The sequence below is a fragment of the Plantactinospora sp. WMMC1484 genome (genome assembly GCF_049315195.1).
Lineage (GTDB): Bacteria > Actinomycetota > Actinomycetes > Mycobacteriales > Micromonosporaceae > Plantactinospora.
In genome coordinates, this window is the sequence record NZ_CP186055.1 from 7456223 (window position 1) to 7477143 (window position 20921).

General features: G+C 73.2%; 15 protein-coding genes. 6 read left to right on the forward strand and 9 right to left on the reverse strand.

All coding sequences use genetic code 11. The features are described 5' to 3' along the window. Positions 1 to 66 precede the first annotated feature (66 nt). Positions 67 to 2946 carry a tetratricopeptide repeat protein gene (locus tag ACN28C_RS32050; protein WP_422771218.1) on the forward strand — a complete coding sequence of 960 codons (2880 nt, stop codon included), beginning with the start codon at positions 67 to 69 and terminating at the stop codon, positions 2944 to 2946. Between the two features lie 360 nt (positions 2947 to 3306). Here ACN28C_RS32050 and ACN28C_RS32055 read toward each other — a convergent pair whose 3' ends face one another. Further along, positions 3307 to 4023 carry a response regulator transcription factor gene (locus tag ACN28C_RS32055; RefSeq protein WP_422774885.1) on the reverse strand — a complete coding sequence of 239 codons (717 nt, stop codon included), beginning with the start codon at positions 4021 to 4023 and terminating at the stop codon, positions 3307 to 3309. Continuing rightward, positions 3999 to 5555, reverse strand: coding sequence for a sensor histidine kinase (locus ACN28C_RS32060; protein ID WP_422771219.1), 1557 nt, complete (start codon positions 5553 to 5555; stop codon positions 3999 to 4001). The genes ACN28C_RS32055 and ACN28C_RS32060 overlap by 25 nt, the downstream gene beginning before the upstream one ends. 130 nt (positions 5556 to 5685) lie before the next feature. Between ACN28C_RS32060 and ACN28C_RS32065 the strand changes: the two genes are divergently transcribed. The 4 genes from ACN28C_RS32065 to ACN28C_RS32080 all read left to right on the forward strand — a co-directional run bounded on the left by ACN28C_RS32065 (position 5686) and on the right by ACN28C_RS32080 (position 9612). Beyond that, positions 5686 to 6585 (forward strand): ABC transporter ATP-binding protein, encoded by a 900-nt coding sequence (locus ACN28C_RS32065; RefSeq protein WP_422771220.1) that lies wholly within the window; start codon positions 5686 to 5688, stop codon positions 6583 to 6585. Further along, a complete protein-coding gene (locus ACN28C_RS32070; RefSeq protein WP_422771221.1) occupies positions 6582 to 7412 on the forward strand; it encodes an ABC transporter permease in 831 nt (276 codons plus the stop codon). Before ACN28C_RS32065 ends, ACN28C_RS32070 begins: the two co-directional genes overlap by 4 nt. Before the next feature lie 103 nt (positions 7413 to 7515). Beyond that, entirely contained in the window at positions 7516 to 8748 is a 1233-nt protein-coding gene (locus ACN28C_RS32075; protein WP_422771222.1) for a serine hydrolase domain-containing protein, read from the forward strand. 201 nt (positions 8749 to 8949) lie between these two features. Beyond that, the gene (locus tag ACN28C_RS32080; protein WP_422771223.1) at positions 8950 to 9612 is read left to right on the forward strand and encodes a hypothetical protein; all 663 of its coding nucleotides are present in this window, start codon (positions 8950 to 8952) and stop codon (positions 9610 to 9612) included. A 22-nt stretch (positions 9613 to 9634) separates the two neighbouring features. Here the strand turns inward: ACN28C_RS32080 and ACN28C_RS32085 are convergent, their stop codons facing one another. Next, the gene (locus ACN28C_RS32085) at positions 9635 to 10843 is read right to left on the reverse strand and encodes a hypothetical protein (protein ID WP_422771224.1); all 1209 of its coding nucleotides are present in this window, start codon (positions 10841 to 10843) and stop codon (positions 9635 to 9637) included. A 1034-nt stretch (positions 10844 to 11877) separates the two neighbouring features. After that, the gene (locus ACN28C_RS32090; protein WP_422771225.1) at positions 11878 to 12402 is read right to left on the reverse strand and encodes a hypothetical protein; all 525 of its coding nucleotides are present in this window, start codon (positions 12400 to 12402) and stop codon (positions 11878 to 11880) included. 616 nt (positions 12403 to 13018) lie between these two features. Between ACN28C_RS32090 and ACN28C_RS32095 the strand changes: the two genes are divergently transcribed. Continuing rightward, positions 13019 to 13558: a roadblock/LC7 domain-containing protein gene (locus ACN28C_RS32095; RefSeq protein ID WP_422771226.1), complete on the forward strand. Its 540-nt coding sequence runs from the start codon at positions 13019 to 13021 to the stop codon at positions 13556 to 13558. Between the two features lie 127 nt (positions 13559 to 13685). Here ACN28C_RS32095 and groEL read toward each other — a convergent pair whose 3' ends face one another. From groEL to ACN28C_RS32120, 5 genes are all read right to left on the reverse strand, one after another. After that, a complete protein-coding gene (gene groEL, locus ACN28C_RS32100; protein ID WP_422771227.1) occupies positions 13686 to 16049 on the reverse strand; it encodes a chaperonin GroEL in 2364 nt (787 codons plus the stop codon). After that, positions 16039 to 16614, reverse strand: coding sequence for a hypothetical protein (locus ACN28C_RS32105; RefSeq protein WP_422771228.1), 576 nt, complete (start codon positions 16612 to 16614; stop codon positions 16039 to 16041). Before ACN28C_RS32105 ends, groEL begins: the two co-directional genes overlap by 11 nt. 204 nt (positions 16615 to 16818) lie before the next feature. Beyond that, positions 16819 to 18396, reverse strand: a complete 1578-nt coding sequence (locus tag ACN28C_RS32110; protein WP_422771229.1) for a PQQ-dependent sugar dehydrogenase — start codon at positions 18394 to 18396, stop codon at positions 16819 to 16821. A 45-nt stretch (positions 18397 to 18441) separates the two neighbouring features. Beyond that, positions 18442 to 18885, reverse strand: coding sequence for a hypothetical protein (locus ACN28C_RS32115; RefSeq protein ID WP_422771230.1), 444 nt, complete (start codon positions 18883 to 18885; stop codon positions 18442 to 18444). A 73-nt stretch (positions 18886 to 18958) separates the two neighbouring features. Beyond that, positions 18959 to 20920 carry a vWA domain-containing protein gene (locus tag ACN28C_RS32120; protein WP_422771231.1) on the reverse strand — a complete coding sequence of 654 codons (1962 nt, stop codon included), beginning with the start codon at positions 20918 to 20920 and terminating at the stop codon, positions 18959 to 18961. Position 20921 lies beyond the last annotated feature (1 nt).

Consider the following 20921-nt stretch of genomic DNA (forward strand, 5'->3'; position numbering starts at 1 on the left):
ATTACGCTCCGTAATCTGGAATTGCGGCGGGAGCGAGCCGATCCAGCGGATCCAGCGGTGGCCGAGATGCCTCATCGAGCACGAAGAACGTCGCACGGTATCCAACGGTCCGCGCAGTGGGAGCAACCAACTCCCCGGCGGATCGGCAGGGAGTCCCGGGCCGCACCCGCCGCACTGCCGGTGCCCCGGCCCGGACGGGCACTCGCCGCGCAGATCGTCGCCACCCTGGGCCTCCTCGCCGCGCTGGTCTGGGTCGGCCGGACGCACCTGCGGGCCGGCCGCCCCGACACCTGGCTGCTCAGCCCGCTGGACGGACTCGCCGTCCTGCTCGGCGGCGACGGGGCGCACCCGACCCGGCAGCGCCTCGGACTGGTGGCACTGGCCCTGATCTGTTTCGCCGCCTGGCGGCACCGGCGCCGGGTCCGGCTCGCCTACCGTCCCGGCCCCGTCGACGTGCAGGAGTTCACCGACGCCACCCCGGACCGCAGCGGCCCGGTCGACGATCTCCGGAGCCAGTTCTGCCAGCGACTCTCCGAGACGCACATCTATCCCCCGTACGCCGGACCGGCCGACCCGCCACCGGAGACCTTCCTCGACGTCGCCGGCGGGGTGGACCCGCGCAGCGGCAACCCGCTGGTCGTACTGCTGCAGATGCTTCCCCGGCTCTGGCCGAGGATCGGCTACCGGGTGACCGGCGTGCTCCAGGTCCGGGCCCAGGAACCCTGCTACGGCGTCTCCGCCACCGTCACCTCCTTTCTCGGCGGCGGCCGGAGTGCGATGACCACCCAGTGGGGCAGCACCTGGGAGGAGGCGACCCGGCGGACCGCGTACTGGGTGCTGGCGACGATCCTGCCGGTCACCCGGCTGGGCCGGGCCGCGCCGTGGCGGAACTGGTGCGGCCGGGAACTGCCGGCGGCGCTCTTCGCCGCCTACAACAAGGGCAAGGAGTTGCAGGACCGGCGGCAGTTCGACGAGGCGTTGCGCTACTACGCCGAGGCACTCAGGCTCGACCCGTTCAACGCGGACCTTCGGGTGATGGTGGCGAGCGTGCAGGAGGAGATGGGGCTCTTCCTCGACGCGCTCGACACCTACCAGTCGGCGCTGGTCCTGCGCGAGCAGGGCGGCTGGTACGACGACCACGTCTGGACCACCCGCACCGACCGGCTCCGCAGCCCGCGCCGGCACCTGCTCGGTACGCTCCGCCACCTGCGCCGCCGGCCCGACTCGATCCGGCTGCGCTATCAGTACGCCTGCACCCTCGCCTACACGGAGCGCACCGTGCACCAGTGGTTCAAGTCCGACGGTGTCGGCGACCGGGAGAAGGTACGCCGGCAGATGCGGCAACGCCTGGAGAAGGCCTTCGTCGACCGGTACTGGCCGGTGGTGGTGACCTTTGCCGACGCTCCCGACGAGCAGTCCGCCAGGGAGTGGCTGCGCCGGGTGCTGCGGGAGTTTCCGGAGGCGACCCAGGTGGTGTTCCAGATCGCGGCGGCGCAGGAGTTGTATCGGCTGCGCGAGGACAGCGTGCTCGCCTGGTTCGTCCGGACCACCCGGTCCGAGGTGACCCGATCGGCGCTGCTGCTGCTCCGGGACGTCTGGGCGCCGTTGCGGCTGGCGAGGGCGTGGCACGACTGGGCCGCCGCCGGCTGGCAACCCCTGCACCGCGCCGGGCGATTCCCGCCGGTCGGGCCGTTCGACGACGGCGGCTGCCTGGCCGGCTGGTGGCGACGCGGTCCGCGTAGCCGGGCCGGGCCGCTGAGCCGGGAGTGGCCGTGCGGCGGCGTACTGCTCGACCGGGCGATCCGGCGGGCCCAGCGCCGCCGCTGGCCCGCACCGCCGCCCGGCTCCTTCGAGTTCTACAACGCCGCCTGCACCTACGGCTTCGCGCTCAAGGGATACTTCCCGGAGCCGGAGCGGCCGGCGCCGGCACACCTCTCGGCGGCCGGCCGGGCACTGTGGCGGGGGCGGCGGCTGATCGCCGACGCGCTGCCGCTGGCCGCCCATCCGCCCCGCTGGTACCGCTGGCCGAGCACGGCACCGCCCATGCCCGACGGCGACGGCCACTCGGGGGCGGACCATCCCGTGGAGGCCAGCCCGCATCCGCTGCCGCCGCCGGTGGCACCGCTGGTGGCGAAGGCCGTGGAGCAGCTCCGGGCCGCGCTGGCCTGCACCGAGAGCGGGGTCGCCGCCGACCGGTTGCGGCGGTGGATCCTGAGCAGCGAGCCCGACCTGGCCCCGCTGCGCCGGTTGCAGGACTTCGGGTACTTCGAGGAGGAGGTGTATCCGAGTCTCAGGGTGGTGCTCCCCCGCCCGGACAAGGTGATCAACTCCCGGATGTCGGCGTACGCCAAGGAACTGATCTGCCAGGGCGCCGTCCTGCTCGAACAGACCTGGCACGACCGGGCCCTGCCGCCGCAGACCGCCGACCCGCACCAACTCATCCGCTGGCTCGACCTGGACGCCGAGACCTGGGACGTCCTCGGCCGGATCGCCCTCGACCACGCCCGCTACTGGCGCGACCGGGCCGAGTTCATCCGGTTGCTGCGTGCGGCGGTCGACCCGGTCCGGATCGCCGAGGCCCGGTTCCCGCCGTCGATCCCGCGCTACGACGACCTCTGCCTGGCCGGCTCGGAACGGCTGGTCGGGGACGGCAGCCGGGCCGAGGAGAACATCGAACGGCTGGCCCGGCACAACATCGCGCTGGTCGACCGCCGACTCAACGCCATCCACCAGACCCTCGCGGAGCACGCCGGAGACGGCAGCCTGCGCGCCCGGCGGCGGCTGGCCGGGATGGAGCTGCGGGGCGAGCCGCTGCGCGGCGACGAGACGCAGGACATCTGCACCCGGCGGGCCGGGCGGTGGCACCAGGTTGCCGAACGGATGCGTGAGAGCGGCCCGGTCGTGGACACCAGCGGGCTGGACGCGCTGCGTCTGCGCGAGCGCTGACCGCCGGAGCCGCCGAGCACCGGGCGCGGGCGGCAGGCGGCGGAGCGGCAGGCGACGCAGCGGCAGGGGGCGGAGCGGCTGGCGACGCAGCGGCAGGCGACGCAGCGGCAGGCGACGCAGCGGCAGGCGACGGGCGCAGGGGGCGGGCGCAGGGGGCGGGCGCAGGGGGCGGGCGCAGGGGGCGGGCGCAGGGGGCGGGCGCAGGGGGCGGGCGCAGGGGGCGGGCGCAGGGGGCGGGCGCAGGGGGCGGGCGCAGGGGGCGGGCGCAGGGGGCGGGCGCAGGGGGCGGGCGCAGGGGGCGGGCGCAGGGGGCGGGCGCAGGGGGCGGGGCGGCGGGGAATCCGACGGCCCGGCTCCGCCTCAGAGCAGCTCGGCGTCGTGCACGAGCAGGGCCACCTGGACCCGGTTGTTCGACCCCAGCTTCGTCAGCAGCCGGGAGACGTACGCCTTCACGGTGGCCACGCTCATGAAGAGCGCGGCGGAGATCTCGGCGTTGGACCAGCCCCGGCCGATGGCGACCGCGACCTTCCGCTCCCGGTCGCTGAGCCCGCCGAGCAGGCGTACCGCGTGCTCCCGCCGGAGGTCGGCGTCCCGCCGGGCCGACGTACCCGCGCCGGTCACCTGCGCGATCAGCTTGCGGGTGACCGTCGGGGAGAGCGTCGCCTCACCGGCCGCGACCCGGCCGACCGCCGCGACGATCTCGGCCGGCGGGGTGTCCTTGAGCAGGAAGCCGCTCGCCCCGGCCCGCAGTGCGCGGAGCACGTACTCGTCGACGTCGAAGGTGGTCAGCACCAGCACCTCGGGCGGGTGCGGCAGCCGGCGCAGCGCCTCGGTGGCGGCCAGCCCGTCCATCCGGGGCATCCGGATGTCCATCAGCACGACGTCGGGACGGTGCGCGGCGACCGCCGGCAGCACCTCGGTGCCGTCCGCCACCTCGCCCACCACCCGCAGCTCAGGCACCCCGCCGAGGATCATCGACAGTCCGGCCCGGACCAGCGCGTCATCGTCGACGATCAGCACCCGTACCGGCTCGGTGCCGGCGGCCGGGCCGTTCACACCGCCGGCCACGGGAGCCAGGCCGCGAGCCGGAAGTCTCCCGATTCGGTACGCCCGTGCTCCAGCCACCCGCCGAGCAGGGCGGTCCGCTCGGTGAGCCCGACCAGCCCGGTACCGGTGCCCGGGATGCCGGGACCGGGCGGCTGGCCGACCGGCCACCGGTTGCGCACCTCGAGGGTGAGTCCGAGACCGGGCCGCCCCCGGGCGGTCACCGTGACGACGGTCCCCGGGGCGTGCTTGCGGGCGTTTGTCAGTCCCTCCTGCACGATCCGGTACGCACCCCGCCCCACTCCGGCCGGCGCGGTGCCCGTACCCGTCAACTCGGTCCGCAGGTCGACCCGCATGCCCGCCTCCCGCGACTCGGCCACCAGCGCGGGCAGGTCGTCCAGGGTCGGCTGCGGCCGCTCGGGTGCCCTCGGCGGCGGCACCGGCGCGGCCGACACGGCGACCGAGACGGCGACCGGCCCGCCGAGTGACACGACGACAGGCCCGCCGACCGACACGGCGACCGGCCCGGCGGCCCGCTCGGTCGACGGAACCGGCACCGGCGGGTACGGCGGATCCGGCGGGTAGGCCCGGTCACCCGAACCCCAGCCGGCGGAGATCGATGCCGCCTCCGCCGGCTGCTCCGGCCCCGCCCCGGTCTGCCGCCCCGCCCCGGTATCCGGCGTCGTCCCGGTCTCGGGTGGCGTCCCGGTCTCGGGTCGTGTCCCCGGCTCGGGCGGGTCCTCGCGGAGCACGCCGATCACCTCGCGCAGGTCCTGCAGCGCCTGGTGGGCGCTGGTCCGGATCACGCCGGCCGCCCGGGCGATCTCCTCCGGCGGCGCGTCGGGCCGGAACTCCAACGCCCCGGCGTGCAGGCTGAGCAGGGAGATCCGGTGCGCCAGTACGTCGTGCATCTCGCCGGCGATCCGGGTCCGCTCCAGCTGCCGGGCCGCCTCGACCCGCAGCCGCTGCTCGGCCTCGGCCCGGTACGCCCGGTCCCGCCAGGAGAGCACGAGCTGCCGCCGGGCCCGGATGAACATCCCCCAGGCGAGCACGGCGGCGGTCAGGACCAGGCTGAGGACCATCCCGACCCACGGCCCGCCGTCCGGCTCCGGATTCCGGTACTCGTAGAGCACCGCGACCCCGAGATGCGCCGCGACCAGTGGACCGGCGACCGACAGCGGGCGGTGCACCACCAGGGTCAGCAGGATGATCAGCGTGGCGATCCCGGACGGGGTGGAGAAGAGCGCCACCGGCAACGCCGCGACGGCCAGCGCCACGGGCCAGCGGCGGCGTACCCAGAGCCCGAGACAGAGCGCGGTGGTGACCACCGCGTCGATGGCGACCGCCAGCTCCGAGTCGGCCCGGTCCGCCACCAGCGTCGGCTGCGGACGCAGCACGTCCCAGAAGGCGACGAGGGCATAGCCGAAGGCGATCAGGAAACAGAGCGTGTCGACGATCCAGTCCCGGGTCGACCGGCGGGGGCGGCGGCGGTCGGCGGCCGGATCGGCGGTCAGGGTGGCCGGCAGCAGCCAGGGATGCTCAGGCCGCGCCAGCACACCGGTCATCGGTCAACTGTACGAGGAGGCGACCGGACCGGATACCAACCAAAGTCGACACCGGAGACTGGCCGATGGTCGGTGGATATGGTCCGCGGGCCGCAGCGCCGGACCGACCGGCCCGGGCAGGCTCGAACGCATGATCAGCGTCGAACACCTGACGAAACGGTACGGACGGCACACCGTGGTCGACGACCTGTCCTTCCACTGCGAACCGGGCACCGTGACCGGGTTCCTCGGCCCCAACGGGGCCGGCAAGTCCACCACGATGCGGATGATCTGCGGCCTCACCCGGCCGACGAGCGGTGGTGCCAGGGTCGAGGGCGTCGACTACCGGCGACTGCCGAATCCGGGCCGGCGGGTCGGGCTGCTGCTCGACGCCGGTGCCCAGCATCCCGGGCGGACCGAACGGGAGACGTTGCGCGTCTCGGCCGACACGATGGGGGTGCCCCGGCGGCGGGTCGACGAGTGCCTCGACCAGGTCGGGCTGAACGCGGTCGCGGCCCGACGGCGGGTCCGGGCGTACTCGTTGGGCATGCGCCAGCGGCTCGGCCTGGCGCAGGCGCTGCTCGGCGACCCCCGCGTGCTCATCCTGGACGAGCCGGCGAACGGCCTCGACCCGGAGGGCATCTACTGGATGCGCGGCCTGCTGCGCGACTTCGCCGACCGGGGCGGCACCGTGCTGCTCTCCTCGCACCTGCTCCGCGAGGTCGAGGCGGCGGCCGACCGGCTGGTGGTGATCGGCGCCGGCCGGGTGGTCGCGCAGGGCAGCAGGGAGGAACTGCTGGCCGGCACGGGCGCGCTGGTCCGGGCGCGCGACCCGGAGGCGCTGCGGGCGGCGCTGGGCCGGGCCGGGCTGCCGGTGCGGGCCAGCACCGACGGCGGGCTGCTGGTGGGTGCCGAGCCCGGCGCCGTCGGGCAGGCCGCCGCCGACGACGGCGTGGCGCTGCTGGAGTTGCGGCCGGCGGAGAGCGCCGGACTGGAACAGATCTTCCTGACCCTGACCGCTGGCGACTCCGTCCGGGAGGCCGTGAAATGACCGCCGACACCACCCCGAACTCCGGTGCCGCGCCGTACGACGCCGCCGGCACCTCCGCCCCGGCGGACGACCGCGTCGACGACCGTCCGACGCTGCTCCGGCTGACCCTGGTCGAGCTGCGTAAGCTCACCGACACCCGGGCCGGCTACTGGCTGCTGATCACGATCGGCATGGTGGCGGCGGCGATCGTCGCCGTGATTCTGATCTTCGCGCCCGACGGCGACCAGCAGTTCGGCAATCTCTTCGCGCTCGCCCAGTTTCCGGTCGGGATCCTGCTGCCGATCCTCGGCATCCTGCTGGTGACAAGCGAGTTCTCCCAGCGCACCGCCCTGGCCACCTTCGCCCTCGTCCCGCAGCGGCACCGGGTGGTGGTCGCCAAGCTCGGCGCCGGAATGGTTGCGGCGCTGCTCTCGGTACTCGCCAGCGCGGCGACGGCGGCGCTCGGCACCGTGATCGCCGGGCTCACCGGCGAGGGTGGGAGCTGGGCCACCGGCCCACTGGCCTTCGTCGGCGCGGCGGCCTTCCAGATGGTCAACGCGGCCCTGGGTATCGCGTTCGGTCTGCTGTTCCAGAGCACTCCGCTGGCGATCGTGCTCTCCCTGGTGCTGCCGATCGCCTGGTCCGCCCTTGGCGGCATGATCGAGCAACTGCACCGCGCCGCCGAGTGGCTGGACACCGGGATCACCACCGCCGCCCTGGTCGAGCCGCCGAACGCCGGTGAGCTCGGCGCTGGCGAGTGGGCGCGGCTCGGCGTCTCGGTCGCGGTCTGGGTGTTGGCACCGCTGGTCGGCGGCCTGGTCCGCACACTCCGCCGCGAGGTGTCCTGAGGCGCCCGCCGGGACAACCCCGAGGCCGGACGGACAGACGCCTTCGTGCCAGCCGGCACGGGGGCGTTGCCGCGCTTTCCGAAGCCGCAGTAGGGTTCCGCAAATGAGCCTCCAGCGCAGCGTCGACCCTGATCAGGTCGGCTTCGACCCGGTGCGGCTGGCTCGCGTCGACACCCACTTCGCCCGGTACGTCGACGCGGGTCTGCTGGCCGGTTGGCAGATCGTGGTGACCCGGCGCGGCGAGATCGCGCACGCCTCGACGTACGGGATGCGGGATCGGGAGGCCGGCCTGCCGGTCGAGTCCGACACCCTCTGGCGGATCTACTCGATGACCAAACCGGTCACCTCGGTCGCCGCGATGATGCTCTGGGAAGAGGGGCGGCTCCAGCTCACCGACGAGATCAGCCGCTGGCTCCCGGAGTTCGCCGACGTCCGGGTCTACGACCGGGGGTCGGCGGCGAAGCCGTACACGGTGCCGGCGGTCGAGCCGATCAGGGTCTGGCACCTGCTCACCCACACCGCCGGGCTGACCTACGGCTTCCTGCAGACCTCAGTGGTCGACGGGCTCTACCGGGCGGCGGGGTTCGAGCTCTATCCGCCACCGCACTTCGACCTCGCCACCGCCAGCGCCGGGCTGGCCAGGCTGCCACTGCTCTTCCAGCCCGGCACGGCCTGGGGCTACTCTGTCGCCACCGACGTGCTCGGCCGACTGATCGAGGTGGTCTCCGGCCAGTCGCTGGACGACTTCTTCGCCGAGCGCATCTTCGGCCCGCTCGGCATGACCGACACCGTGTGGTGGGCGGAGGGCGCCGACGCCGATCGGCTCGCCGCCTGCTACGCGCCGGATCCGGCGACCGGCCGGGCCCTCCGGTACGACGAGATCGGCTCGTTCGCCCTGAAGGAGCCGGCTCTGCTCTCCGGGGGCGGTGGCCTGCTCTCCACCGCGGCCGACTACCACCGGTTCACCCAGTTCCTGCTCCGCGGCGGCGAGCTGGACGGGGCACGGCTGCTCGGTCCGCGTACGGTCCGGTTCATGACCCGTAACCACCTGCCGGAGGGTCAGGACCTGGGGAAGCTCTCGACCGGCGGATTTGCCGAGACGACGCTCGACGGGATCGGCTTCGGGCTCGGGTTCGCGGTGGTGCAGGATCCGGTGCCGAGCCGGACGCCGAGCAACCCGGGCGAGTTCTACTGGGGCGGCGTCGCGAGCACTGCCTTCTGGGTCGACCCGGTCGACGAGGTCACCGCGCTGCTCTTCGCCCAGCTCGTTCCGTCCAGCACCCATCCGCTCCGCCCGGAGCTGCGCCAACTCGTCTACGCCTCGCTGGTCGACTGAGCCGCCGGTCGATTGAGCGCCGGTCGCCGTGCCGCTGGTCGACTGAGCGCCGGTCGACTGAGCGCCGGTCGCCGTGCCGCTGGTCGACTGAGCGCTGGTCGACTGAGCGCCGGTCGACTGAGCGCCGGTCGACTGAGCGCCGGTCGCCGTGCCGCCGGGTGGGGATCCGCCGCACCGGTGGGCTGGCGTGTCGGAGGTAGCGTGGGTGATCGCATCCGGGGGAGGTTCGCCATGGTGATGAGGGCCAAGCGGGTGAGCCTGCTGGACATCGGGCTCGACTCGTCGTTCGACGCGGCGATGACGTTCGTGCAGTCCACGTTGCAGAACATCAACGCCGAGCACCAGCAGCCGATCGTCGACATCGACTTCGTCCGGTCCCGCGACCCGGACACCGTGCTGACCGCGTTCACCGCCTCCTGCGACGTCCTGCACGTGATGGCGCACGGCGACCACAGCAGCACACCCACCTTCGCCAGCAGCGACGGCCGGACCAAGATCTCGCTGGAGGCGCTGGGCGAGGAGGCGGCAGCCCGGGGCCGGGGGATCTCGGCGCACGCGATCCTCGCCGACGGCTGCCGGACCGGCACCGGCGCCTGGCAGAAGGCGGTGCGGGACTGTCTCCAGGACGAGGTCACCTACATCGGCACCTCGGCACAGATCGGCTGGCACGAGAGCGGGGTCTTCTGCTCCGCCTTCTACGGCGCGCTGTTCCGCAACCGTGGCCGGGGCATGACTCCCGCGGAGCAGGCGCAGGACGCCGCCGAGCGGGCGATCGAGGCGTACACGCTGCTGACCGACCGGAACTGCCCGTTCCGGGTGTTGACGCTGAGCCCGAGCCGTTGGGCCCGGATGGCGCTGGCCTGAGTTGCGGGGTCGGCGACCCAGGTCAGGCCGCCGAGCGGGGTTTCGTCGTCCGGGAGAACCGGGTCGTGGTGCCGGCGCGGCGCGGGGTGGGCGGCCGGGTGGCGGTCGGCGGGGCGATCGCCTCCTGCCAGTGGTCCAGCATCGGTACGAGATCCCAACCGACCTGGCGCCGTCGGGATGCGGCGGCGACGCAGCGGGCCCGCCAGCTCCACCCGTTGAGCGGTACGGTCGCCCCGGTCAGCTCCGCGCGCAGGTCGAGCAGGACGTCGACGGAGTGCCGGAACGTCGTGCCGCCCCGCTCGGCGTCGGGCCGGTTCACCAGCCAGCTCAGGTTCCGTCCCGCGCAGGTGGCGCAGTCGCAGCGCCACAGGCCGATGTCGGGATGCCGGCTCATGGTGGCCTCGATCTCCGCCATCGAGGCGTACGACAGGCACTGCCGGACCAGCACCGACGAGCGGGAGACCACGGCGGAGGGCCGGAATCCGGCGGGCCGACGCGGGCCGAGGCGGCGCAGCGTCGGCTCGGTGCCGATCGCCACGGCGGTCGCGCCGGAGCAGAGCGCACCGAGCGCCGGCAGATCGGCGCGGAGCACCAGTACCGGCACGCCGCAGCCGAGGAGTTCGAGCAGGCCGGGCACGATGTCGTCCGGGCTGAACGGGTTCGCCGGCTCCTCGGCGACGACGGCGACGGGCACGCCGACCGCCGACACGTACCGGACGAGGATCTGCCGGGCTATCCGGTCGGCCAGCCAGGAGGGATGCATCGGCAGGAGTGCGATGGCGTCACCGAGCCGGGCGGCCCGTTCGAGGATCCCGGCCAGGCCGGCGGTGTCGCTGCGGGCCAGATAACCGGAGTCGGTCAGCACCGGCAGCCCGAGGTCCCGCTGGCAGTCGATCCACCGCTGGTCGAAGGGGGCCGCCGCGGGCAGCCGGCAGTCGCCGGCGTACCGGGCCGCGTCGAGCAGCACCGGACGCCGGTAGTGGTCCACCTCCAGCAGGTGCCGGGCCCGCCCCAGGCAGCCGCGCAGGTTGCCGCGGTCGACGGTGACGACCAGGCCGGCACCGGCCCGACCGGCCGCCGCAGCCGCCTGGGTAACCTGATTGGTCCGGCAGTGCAGCAGCAGGCTGCGGTCGAGATCCCCGATCCGCCGCCCGTTCCCGCCCGATTGCCCGCCAAGGTCCTGCGCCACGAACCTCACCCCGCTGATCGTCATCAAGACATTGATCACCATGAGTGTTTAAATAGTAACTCGGCGCAACCAAAGTGGGTATCGGATCGCGACTCTTTGGCAGATCGCGGAAAGTGCCTTGGGTGCCGGAACCGCTTCCGGTAACGGCACCACAAGTCCGACCAGATCTCACGCCGTCGGAACGGGCGCACAACTGCGCGCCGACGGGTCGCTCAGACCCTCGGCTCGGCACTGCTTCGTGAATTCTCGAAACGGCGCCGCGAGACAGCTCCGCGCGACCGGCCGGACGGCGGTCGACTCAGAGCACCATCTCGCGCCAGCCCGAGCGCCCACCGAGCCAGGCGTCCGCGAGAATGCGCGCGGAGGCCTCACCGGGACACTGCTGCACCTTCGAGCGCCCTTGGGCGCCCCCGACCTGGGCCTCGACTTCCCATCGCTGCCCATCCGTACGAATGTAGACGTCGCGCCGTGAGCGCGGACCCCGATCGCCGTTCCACCAGTGCCGCTCAACTCTCACCCGGTCACCGTATAGCACGCACGGACCCGCTGGATATCCTCAATGCCCAAACCTTGACCTCTCGGTGACCCTACGGGCCCGCCAGGCGTTCACGCTGCTGCCGGCGCTCCTTCAGGGCGCGGATCAGCCGGATGGCAGTGGCCGATCGTGGCATTCCGCCGAGGAGGTTGGCTCGGGAAGTTGGCACCGGGGCGGGCTGGGCCGACCGTCAGCTACGGGGGAAGGTAACGGCCGGACTGCGGACACCCGCCCCGGGGCCTCTGCGGGGTCGACCGTCGGCGCACCGCGACGCCGGCCGGCCCCGCCGGTCCACCGCCACGCCCGGCGGGGGGCGGCCCACCGGGCGTCGGGTCGCGCGGCGGACCGACCGGCGAAGCATGTCGCACGTCCGAGCCGCACCGTCGGACAATCCGTCCGGCAATCTCGGAATCCGGCGCGGGTCCGGCACGGGTCTGGCACGGGTCCGGCACGGGTCCGGCACGGGTCCGGCGCGGGTCCGGCGCGGAATCCGCCGTGCGGAGCCCGGAGTCCGGATCGGGCCGGTGCGGGCGCCGGCCGGTCAGTCCTCGGCTCTCCGGAGGATCTCGGTACGCCCAGCCGGGGCAGGCCAGACCTGTAGCAGATAGTCCTCCACCCGGTCGCTCCCTTTCCGGCCCGCCGGAAGCTGCCGTCCCCGCGCGTGCACCCGGATCCGGTAACTGCCAGGCCCCCGGAAGCTGATCCGGGGAAAGTCGGTGCCGCCTCCCCGGGCCGACCTGACGTGCGACTGGCCGACGAGGGTCCGGTAGGAGACCTCGACCGCGTCGTCCCAGCCCGCGGTCTCGACCGTCGGCCGTTCGGCGTGCAGCTCCACCGTGAGATTGACCCAGCCGCCGCCGCAGCCGGTGCGGACCAGCACCGCCCCGTCGGTCGCCCCCACGAGGCCGTTGTCGTCCCGGGCGTTCGCCTGCCAGTGCCAGCATGCCGGCGGGTCGGGGTCGGTGAGGGCGAAGAAGAACCTGGCCACGCGTACCACGCCGGCGCAGACCCACATCGCGTCGGTCACCCGGTACTCGAGCAGCGCCCCCGCTCCGAGCGGTATCAACGTCGCTCAACCGTTCCACGTCCGGCGATGATGGACAGCACCGCGCTTCTCCCCGCAGTCAGCGCATCAGGCAGTTGTATTCGTAAATGTCCCTACCTTGCACTCTGACACAGCACCCCGGTGCCGTCCACTGGCGTCCCAGCAATGACCTGGGAAGCGCACGTGCATTTGTGGTTTGCAGACGCCACGTGCAGTCACACTCAGTTTCGGTCACTGTGCGCAGTGGTGTGATGCGTAGAACGACCGGCCATGGGCCGCAACATCGGTCGTATCGCCCTGTTCCATCGCGGACGGGTCAACAGTAAGTTAGCTGCACAGACAAATACCTGTCTCGCGAGATGCAACTTGCACCCCGGCATGCGACCCTCTTTCCCGCAGGAGCACTCGCGCGTCAGACCGGCCGCAGCCCTGACACGCCGTCCGCCATGACGGCACTACGGGCAGTGACGTTCACACCCAGAATGGAGGCGCTGTCAGTGGCGAACCACCACCTGATCCGGTCGCTCAGTTCCCGCGCGGGCGAGAATCCGTTCCGTCGCGCTGCTCCGGCCTGCCCCCACGTCGACCTCGCATCCGTCGTGCGCCACGCACAAGAGATCGAGGACCGGTGCTGACCGTGACCCAGTTCCAGAGGGCCGACGGGGAGCTGTCCGACACCCCGCTGCCCCGCCGCCATCCGGGCGCCCGCCTCGACAGCGGTGGCGAGGAAATCCTGCCGGAGGGGGCGCTCGACCGATCCGGCCCCGCCGCGGCCGGCCAGCCGGACCGCGTCGGCGCCGGACAGTCGGCCCTGCACGCCGAGCTGGGTGCGCTCCGGGACCGGGTGCCGGGCGTACGGGGTGCCGTGCTGGCGAGGATCGACGGGAAACTGCTGGGGCACGATCTCACCACCGGCCCCGAGCCGTTGGATCTCGCCGCGCTCGCGGCCACCACCTTCGGGCTCGGCCGGCAGTGCGGGATGACCCTCCAGCAGGGTCCGTTGCGCGAACTGACGGTACACAGCCACCAGGGCTACTTCACGGTGTACGGGGTGAGCGACGACATCCTGCTCGCCGTGCTCGGCGACGACAGGTTGAATGTGTCGTGGCTGCACCTGGAGGCGGCACCGGTAGCCGAGAGGCTCGCTGACCTGCTGCACGTCGGCGGCACCACGTAGCAGCATGGGCTGGGGCCGGCGTCGGGGCTTCCCGGCGCCGGCTACCCGCCAGCCCGCCAACCAGCAACCGATCAGGCGACCCGCCCGTCGACCAACCGGTCGACCAACCCGTCGACCAACCGGTCGATCAACCGATCATCAGATAGCGGGTCACCACACCGGTCGCGGCGGTGACCGCCTGGCGCAGCGTCGCGGCGGCATCGACGATTCCGGCGTCCAGCGCGACGACATACTCGCCGGCGACCACGTCGAAGGTGATTCCCGGGCCACGGCGGCGCAGGTCGGCCGGCCCGTCCACCGGGTTCCGTCCGGCGTTGCGCAGCAACTCCTCGTAGGGGGCGGCCAACGCGTCGACCACCACCGCATAGCCGAGCGCCTCGTCACCGCCCCCGGAGAGCCGGCCACCGATCCGGCCGGCCACGGTGAGCAGCGCCGCGCCACCCCCGGGAACGAGCCCCCACTCGACCGTCGCCTTCGCGTTGCGTACCGCGTCGTCGATCTGCCGCTTGCGCTTCTTCAACTGTCCCTCGGTCGACTCGCCGACCCTGATCACCGCGACGCCGCCGCCCAGCCGGGCCAACCGCTCCCGCAGCAGCTCCCGGCCGTGCTCTCCTCCCCCGGGCCGGTCCAGCTCGGCCCGCAGCCCCTGCACCCGGCGCCGGGCAAGCTCCGGATCGCCCGCCCCGTCCACCACGGTGGTGTCCCGGCGCGTGGTGATCACCTTGCGGGCGCCGCCCAGTACCCGGGCCGTGGCCGCGGCGAGCCCACCCTCGGCCTCGCCGACCACCTGCGCGCCGGTCAGCAGCGCCAGGTCGGCCATGACCGTGCACCGCTCCTCGTCCGCCCAGGGCAGCCGTACGGCGACGGAGTCGAGGGTGTGCCGCATCTTGCCGACGATCAGCGCGGTGAGGGCGGCGTCCCGGACGTCCCGGGCGAAGACCGCGAGCGGCCGACCCGACCTGCCGACCTCGTCCAGCAGCGGCTGCAACTCCGGTACGGCGGAGAGCCGCTGGTCCACGATGAGGATCGACGGGCCGTCCAGCACCGCCTCGGCCCCCTCCGAGTCGGTCACGAAGTACGGCGAGACGTGCCCGGCCGGGACCCGGGTGCCCCGGGTGAGCTCGAGTTCGAGACCGAAGAGGTTGCTCTCCTCGACGATCACCACACCGTCCTTGCCGACCCGCTCCATCGCGGTGGCCAGCAGGTCGCCGATCACCTCGTCGCCAGAGGCGATCGTGGCGACCATTCTGAGCTGTTCCTTCGTCTCGACCGGCACCGCCAGGTCGGCGAGCTCGGCGAGGACCGCCAGGGCGGCCGCCTCGATCCCCCGGCACAGCGCCACCGGATTCGCGCCGGCCCGCAGCGCCGCCGTGGCGCCGTCCATCATGGCCTGGGCCAGCACCACGGTGGTGGTCGCGCCGTCGCCGACCCGGTGCCGTACCCCCTCCACCAGCTCCCGGACATAACTGGTGCCGATCGCGTCCCGGGTGTCGTGCGCCGTGAAGAGCCGCACCACGCCGGCGGCGTCCGACAGCTCGTGGTACGCCCCGGAGGCATCCTCCACCAGCACCCGCCGGCCGAGCGGACCGAAGGTGCGCCGCACCAGGTCGGCGCCGGCCCGGAAGCCACGGGCGACGACCGCCTGGTGCCGGTTGTGGTTGGTGGGCCGGGGAGCCGCCTCCCCCGCCGCCTTGGCCACCGCCCCCCGGACCGCTTCGCGGCTACGCGGCAGGTGGGGCGCCGCCGGCACGGCCGCCAGGTAGATGTGCGGCTCGGCGTTGTACGCGCTCCACTTCGGCTTCTGGTCCGGCCGGCGCCGGACCACCCCGTCGTGGACGTACCGGAACAGCTCGTCGACCCCGATCCGCCCGTCGCCGTCCAGGTCGGCACCGCCGGTCGCCAGCCCCTCCAGCAGGACGTCGGTGAAGATCGAGCCGCGCGGTGCGGACTCGACCAGGCCGTCGGACTCGAAGGCGTACTCGTAGCTGTCGCAGGCGCTGATCACCACGTACCCGCGGCCGACCTGGCCGTCCAGCGCACCCTGCGGCGTGCCCTTGAAGCCCTCGGCGAACGCACCGGCGAAGCAGCAGTCCAGGACCAGGACCTTCGCGGCGGCCCGGCACGCCTCCAGTTGCTCGTTGACGAAGGAGCGCGAGATCGCGGTGCTGGCCGGCCTGGTCCGGTCGGTGTTGGCGGCCGCGAAATACAACCTGTGGAACGGGTCGACGATGCCGTGACAGGAGAAGTAGAGCAGCACCAGGTCGTCGTTGACCCGGTCGGTGAGCAGGTCCTCGATCTCCCGGCGTACCTCGTGGTCGGCCGGGTCCTGCAGGGTACGGACGGTGAAGTTCCCCACCGACGGGTCCTCCAGCACCGCCGCCAGGCGCTCGACGTCCTGCTCGGGGGCCCGAAGCTGGTCCAGCGACGGGTCGTCGTACTCGCCGACTGCGACGAGCAGTGCGTAGCGGCCGGTCGGCGGGCTAGTCGGCACCGGACCCCGCGCCGCTCTGTGTCGGTGGTACGCCGAGCCACTCGACCACCATCTGCTCGGTCTCCTCGCTGGGCGCGCTGATCGTCAGGCTGCGCCGGCCGTCCCGCAGGACGATCCGCCGGGCGGCACCCCGCTCGACGAAGGCGACCGCGACCTGGGCGAGCGCGGCGACGGTGGTGGCCGAGAAGAGACCGGTCACGACGAGTTCGGCCATGGTCCCGGCGCCGCCGCCCTTGCGACCGAGCAGGCCGGGCGGGATGTTCCCGGCCGGGCCGGAGGCATCGGACCCGGCGGGATCCGGCGTGCCGGACCCGGCGGGATCCGGCGCGCCGGACCGGCTCGGGCCGGGCAGGCCGGGGCCGGCCGGCCTCAGCAGACCTCCGTCGTCGATCAGCAGACCTCCGTCGTCGAACGGAGCCGGCGAGTCGTCGGCACCCGGCCGGGCGACGTGCAGGATCGTCCGGGTGTGCAGCTCCCGGGCCAGTGCGGAGGCCGATTCGGCGTCGCCGCGTTCGCTGCCGGGTACCGGCCCGGAGACCACCAGGGTTAGCGCACCACCATTCATAGAGTAATGGTGTCGTAACAATAAGTAGTTACCTGTCGGGTTGCCGACAATACCCCGTCAACCTGCCGACAACCGGCTGCTGCTGGGGAGCACCGATCACCGATCTCGGCGTGCCGCCCACCGCCGCACCTCCCGGGCACCTCCGGTGTAAGGAAGGGCCCCCGCATATCGTTTTCTGTTGTAGCGGGGGCCCTTCCTTACACCTCAGGCGCAGGTGTTGCCGTTGAGGGTGAAGGCGGTCGGTGCCGGGTTGGCGCCGGTGTTCGAGGCGAGGAAGCCGAACTGGACCGTGCCGCCGGGCGGGATGTCGGCGTTCCAGTTGGCGTTCCGGGCGGTGACGACCGCACCCTGCTGGCTGCCGGTGGCGTTCCAGAAGGTGTTCGCGCGCTGGGCGCCCGGGAAGGTCCAGCCGACCGTCCAGCCACCGACCGGCTGGACGCCGATGTTGGTGACGGTGACCGTGGCGTTGAAGCCGGTCCCCCACTGCTGGTCGACCCGGTAGCTGATCCGGCAGGTGGCCGGCGGGGTAGCGGTGCTGCCGAACTCGATCCGGTGCAGCTGGCCCGGCAGGTCGTTCACCAGGTACAGCTCGCCGTCGGCGTCCTGGCCGAGGCTGGTCGGTTGGATGGTCAGCTCGGTCAGCGCCCGCGTCTGGTACGCCCCGCCGGGGCTGGCCGGCGGCCGGACGACGAACGCCGTGCCGGAGCAGTAGTCGGTGGCCAGGTAGGTACCGGTGGCGATGTCGGCGTACTCCTCGCCCCGGTAGACGTACCCGCCGATCACGGCGCAGCCGTCGGTGGAGGTGCGGTACGAGTAGACCGGCTCGACGTACGCGGCGCCGGCCTGGCAGCGGTCGGGGTTGAAGACCTGCGGCCCCTCCCGGCAGGACCAGCCGAGGTTGGCGCCGGCCTGCTCCGCCCCGAGGTGGTCGATCTCCTCGAAGGTGCCCTGGCCGACGTCGGCGATCCAGAGCGAGCCGTCCCCGCCGAGGTCGTGCGAGAACTTCCACGGGTTGCGCAGCCCGTACGCCCAGATCTCCGGCCGGGCGTCCGCGGTGCCGACGAACGGGTTGTCCGCCGGTACGCAGTACGGCCGCCCGTCGCAGGACCGGCTCACGTCGAGCCGGAGGATCTTGCCGAGCAGGGTGTTCAGGTTCTGCCCGGAGTTGAGGATGTCGTCGGAGCCGCCGCCGTCACCGATGCTCCAGTAGAGATAGCCGTCCGGGCCGAACGCCACGTGCCCGCCGTTGTGGTTGGAGTACTCGGCGTGCGGCTGGGTCAGCACGACCTGCTCCCCGCCGGGCGGGATCGGGGACTGGCCGGCCGTCGCCAGGGTGAACCGGGAGAGCGTGACGGTCCCCTCCGGCAGGGCGGTGTAGGTGACGTAGAGGGTGCGGGTCTGGGCGAAGTCCGCCGTGGTGACCAGGCCGAGCAGGCCGCGCTCGTTGCCGGAGGTGTCGACCCGGTCCCGGATGTCGAGCAGCGGCTCGGTCGCCAGACCGGTCTCCGGGTGGTAGACCCGGATGGTCCCCTGCTTCTCGGCGATCAGCAGCCGGCCGCTGCCGTCGTCGGGGGCGGTGATGGCGGTCGGGCGCTGCAGGCCGAAGGCGACCTGGGTGGTGCTGACGGTGAGCTGGTCCAGTGGCGGCACCGCCGCCACGGCGACACTGTCGGGTGCGGGCGCCGTGCCGGCCGCCTGCGTCGTGCCGGACGCGACCAGCGGAGCCAGTACGGCGGCCGTGCCGGCCAGGCAGAGCCGCCCCAAGGATTGACGTCGCAGCATATTCACTCCCATCGGTTAACAGGACGGTAATGCTGCCGACTATCCCTAGATCGACGTGTCTCGGAGTATGGGAACGCTCCCAGCCGTGGCTACCGGAGATCGGAACGCATGGCGCGCACCCCGTTCGAGGTGCGCGGGCAGGTGGATGCGGCGGTGGATGTCGAGCATCCGTCCCCAAGGGAGCGACTCCCCCACGTACAGCTCGAAGCCCTCCCGCAGGTGCGAGTCGACCGGTGTCTCCGCCTCTGTCCCCGGCCTGTCGACCAGGCCGCAGAGCCGCTCGCTGGTGTCCCGCAGCCGGTCGGCCAGCTCGGCCAGGCCGCCGTCGCGCGGCAGCATCGCCGCCACCAGCGGCCGCAGCATCGCCGCCACCAGCGGCCGCAGCATCGCCGCCACCAGCGGCCGCAGCATCGCCGCCACCAGCTGCCGCAGCATCGCCGCCACGGCGAGCAGGTCCGCGTACGCCCGGCGCAACTCGGCCGTCTCCATTGCCCGGGTCCAGGGTGGGTTCTGGAGGCGTGCCCGGTCCTCGTCTCCGATCGTCGTGCCGGTCCGGGCCGGGTCAGCGACCGCGTCGGCCGCGCCGGGTCCGCAGGTAGTCGGAGACGACGTACTCGCCGAGGTCGTCCAGGTCGGGCGTGAAGACCCGACCGCCGCTGCGCCGGGCCACCGCGTCGACGAACCGGCGCAGCCCGGGGTCCTCGCCGAGCATGAAGAGGTTCATCGTCGCGCCGTACCGGGTCAGCTTGTCCACCTCGGCGACCGTCGCCTGGATCGTCTCCGGCAGCGGCGGCCAGTTGAAGACCCCGCCGCCGTACTCCGGATCGAGGTGCGCGGTCGGCTCGCCGTCGGTCACCACCAGCACCACCGGCTCGGAGCCGGGATGCCGGCGCAGGTGCCGGCCGGCCAGCATCAGCGCGTGTTGCAGGTTGGTGCCCTGCACCATGTCCGGCTCCACCCCGGCCAGCTCCTGCTGGGTCAGCGGCATCGCCTCCCGGCCGAAGCCGACGATCTGGAGCGCGTCCTGCGGAAACCGCGTGGCGACCAGGTGCGACAGGGCCAGCGCGGTCTGCTTCATCGGCCCCCAGCGCCCCTCGGAGATCATCGAGAAGGAGAGGTCGACGCAGAGCGCCACCGCCGCCGAGGCACGCCGCTCGGTCTCCACCACCTCGAAGTCGTCGACCGCCAGCGCCACCGGCACCCCGGCACCGCCGCGCCGGACCGCCCGGGCCACCGTGCGCACCACGTCGAGCGGCTGCTCGTCCCCGTACGCCCAGGGGCGGGAGGCGCCGGTGACCTCACCGGCGGCGCCGGCCGAGCGGAGGTCGTGCTGCCCCTGCCGGCCGGTGGAGAGTTCGGCGAAGATCCGGCGCAGGGCCGTGCCACCGAGCCGGCGCAGCGCCTTCGGGCTCAGGGTCAGCCCGTCGGCGCCCCGGGTCACCCAGCCCTGCCGGCGCAGCTCCCGCTCCAGCTCCCGCAGCCGGCGTACGTCGTCGGCGGCGTCCCGGCCCAGGTTCCGCTGCACCGAGTCGACGTCGATGTCGTCCAGGGTGGCCCCCGGATGCTCCTGGCCGAGCTGGTCGAGCAGGTCGTCCAGGTCGGCGATCTCGCCGAGCGCCCCGGCCGCCTCGCCGTAGCCGAGCGGCTGGTCGCCCCGGACCCGCTCCCGGCGGTCCCAGGCCAGGTCGGGGCGGAGCGAGCGCAGGTTGGCGTCGAGCGCCGAGAGCTGCCCGGCCAGCTCGGGGCCGAGCGAGGACTCCATCAGCCGGGAGAGCTCCTCCCGCTGGGCCGGTGAGAGCGAGCGCATCAGCCGCTCCCCGGCGGCGGCCCGGCGGGCCAGCACGTCGACCAGCTCCTCCACCGTCTCCGGATTCTCCGGAAAGAACTGGCCGTGCCGCCGCATGAACTCGGCGAACGCGTCGGTGGTCTCCTCGCCCCGGTCGTGCCGGGCCAGCAGGTCGTTCAGGTCGTGCAGCATCTCGGCGAGCTGCCGCTGCGCGCCCGGGTCGGCGGCGCCGCGCATCGCGTCGCGCAGCCCGGTGAACCGCTGTTCCAGCACGTCCCGGCGCAGGCCGTCGAGGATCTGCTGGTAGGCGGCGCGGGCCTCGTCGCTGGTCCACTGGTAACCGGAGAGCTCCTCGACCGCACGGGCGGTCGAGGAGGGAAGGTTGTCCAGGACCGCCTCGGCGAACCGGGCATCGTCGTCGTCCCTGCCGCGCAGCTCGTCCCGCTCGGCGGCGAGTGCCTGGTCGAGCAGGGCCTGCGCCCGGGTCACCGCGCCGTCCAGGTCACCCCGGCGCAGCGCCTCCCGGCGCATCCGCCGGGCCCGCGCGACCAGGTCGTTCAGGCCACCCCGGCCCTGCGGCCCGCGCCGCAGCAGGTTGCGCAGCGCCTCGCGCAGGCTGCCGCCGCCCAGCACCTCCGCGCCGACCGAGTCGACGGCGGCCCGGACGTCGTACGGCGGGGCGAGCGGGTCAGGGCCGCCGCGCCAGGAGCCGTACCGGAAGCGGTTTCCGCCGGCCACG

What these genes read in the sequence shown, in the direction of transcription:
- ACN28C_RS32050 (WP_422771218.1), top strand. Translation starts at nt 67, where the DNA reads ATGCCTCATCGAGCACGAAGAACGTCGCACGGTATCCAACGGTCCGCG.
- ACN28C_RS32060 (WP_422771219.1), bottom strand. Translation starts at nt 5,555, where the DNA reads ATGACCGGTGTGCTGGCGCGGCCTGAGCATCCCTGGCTGCTGCCGGCC.
- ACN28C_RS32065 (WP_422771220.1), top strand. Translation starts at nt 5,686, where the DNA reads ATGATCAGCGTCGAACACCTGACGAAACGGTACGGACGGCACACCGTG.
- ACN28C_RS32070 (WP_422771221.1), top strand. Translation starts at nt 6,582, where the DNA reads ATGACCGCCGACACCACCCCGAACTCCGGTGCCGCGCCGTACGACGCC.
- ACN28C_RS32075 (WP_422771222.1), top strand. Translation starts at nt 7,516, where the DNA reads ATGAGCCTCCAGCGCAGCGTCGACCCTGATCAGGTCGGCTTCGACCCG.
- ACN28C_RS32085 (WP_422771224.1), bottom strand. Translation starts at nt 10,843, where the DNA reads ATGGTGATCAATGTCTTGATGACGATCAGCGGGGTGAGGTTCGTGGCG.
- ACN28C_RS32105 (WP_422771228.1), bottom strand. Translation starts at nt 16,614, where the DNA reads ATGAATGGTGGTGCGCTAACCCTGGTGGTCTCCGGGCCGGTACCCGGC.
- ACN28C_RS32110 (WP_422771229.1), bottom strand. Translation starts at nt 18,396, where the DNA reads ATGCTGCGACGTCAATCCTTGGGGCGGCTCTGCCTGGCCGGCACGGCC.
- ACN28C_RS32115 (WP_422771230.1), bottom strand. Translation starts at nt 18,885, where the DNA reads ATGGAGACGGCCGAGTTGCGCCGGGCGTACGCGGACCTGCTCGCCGTG.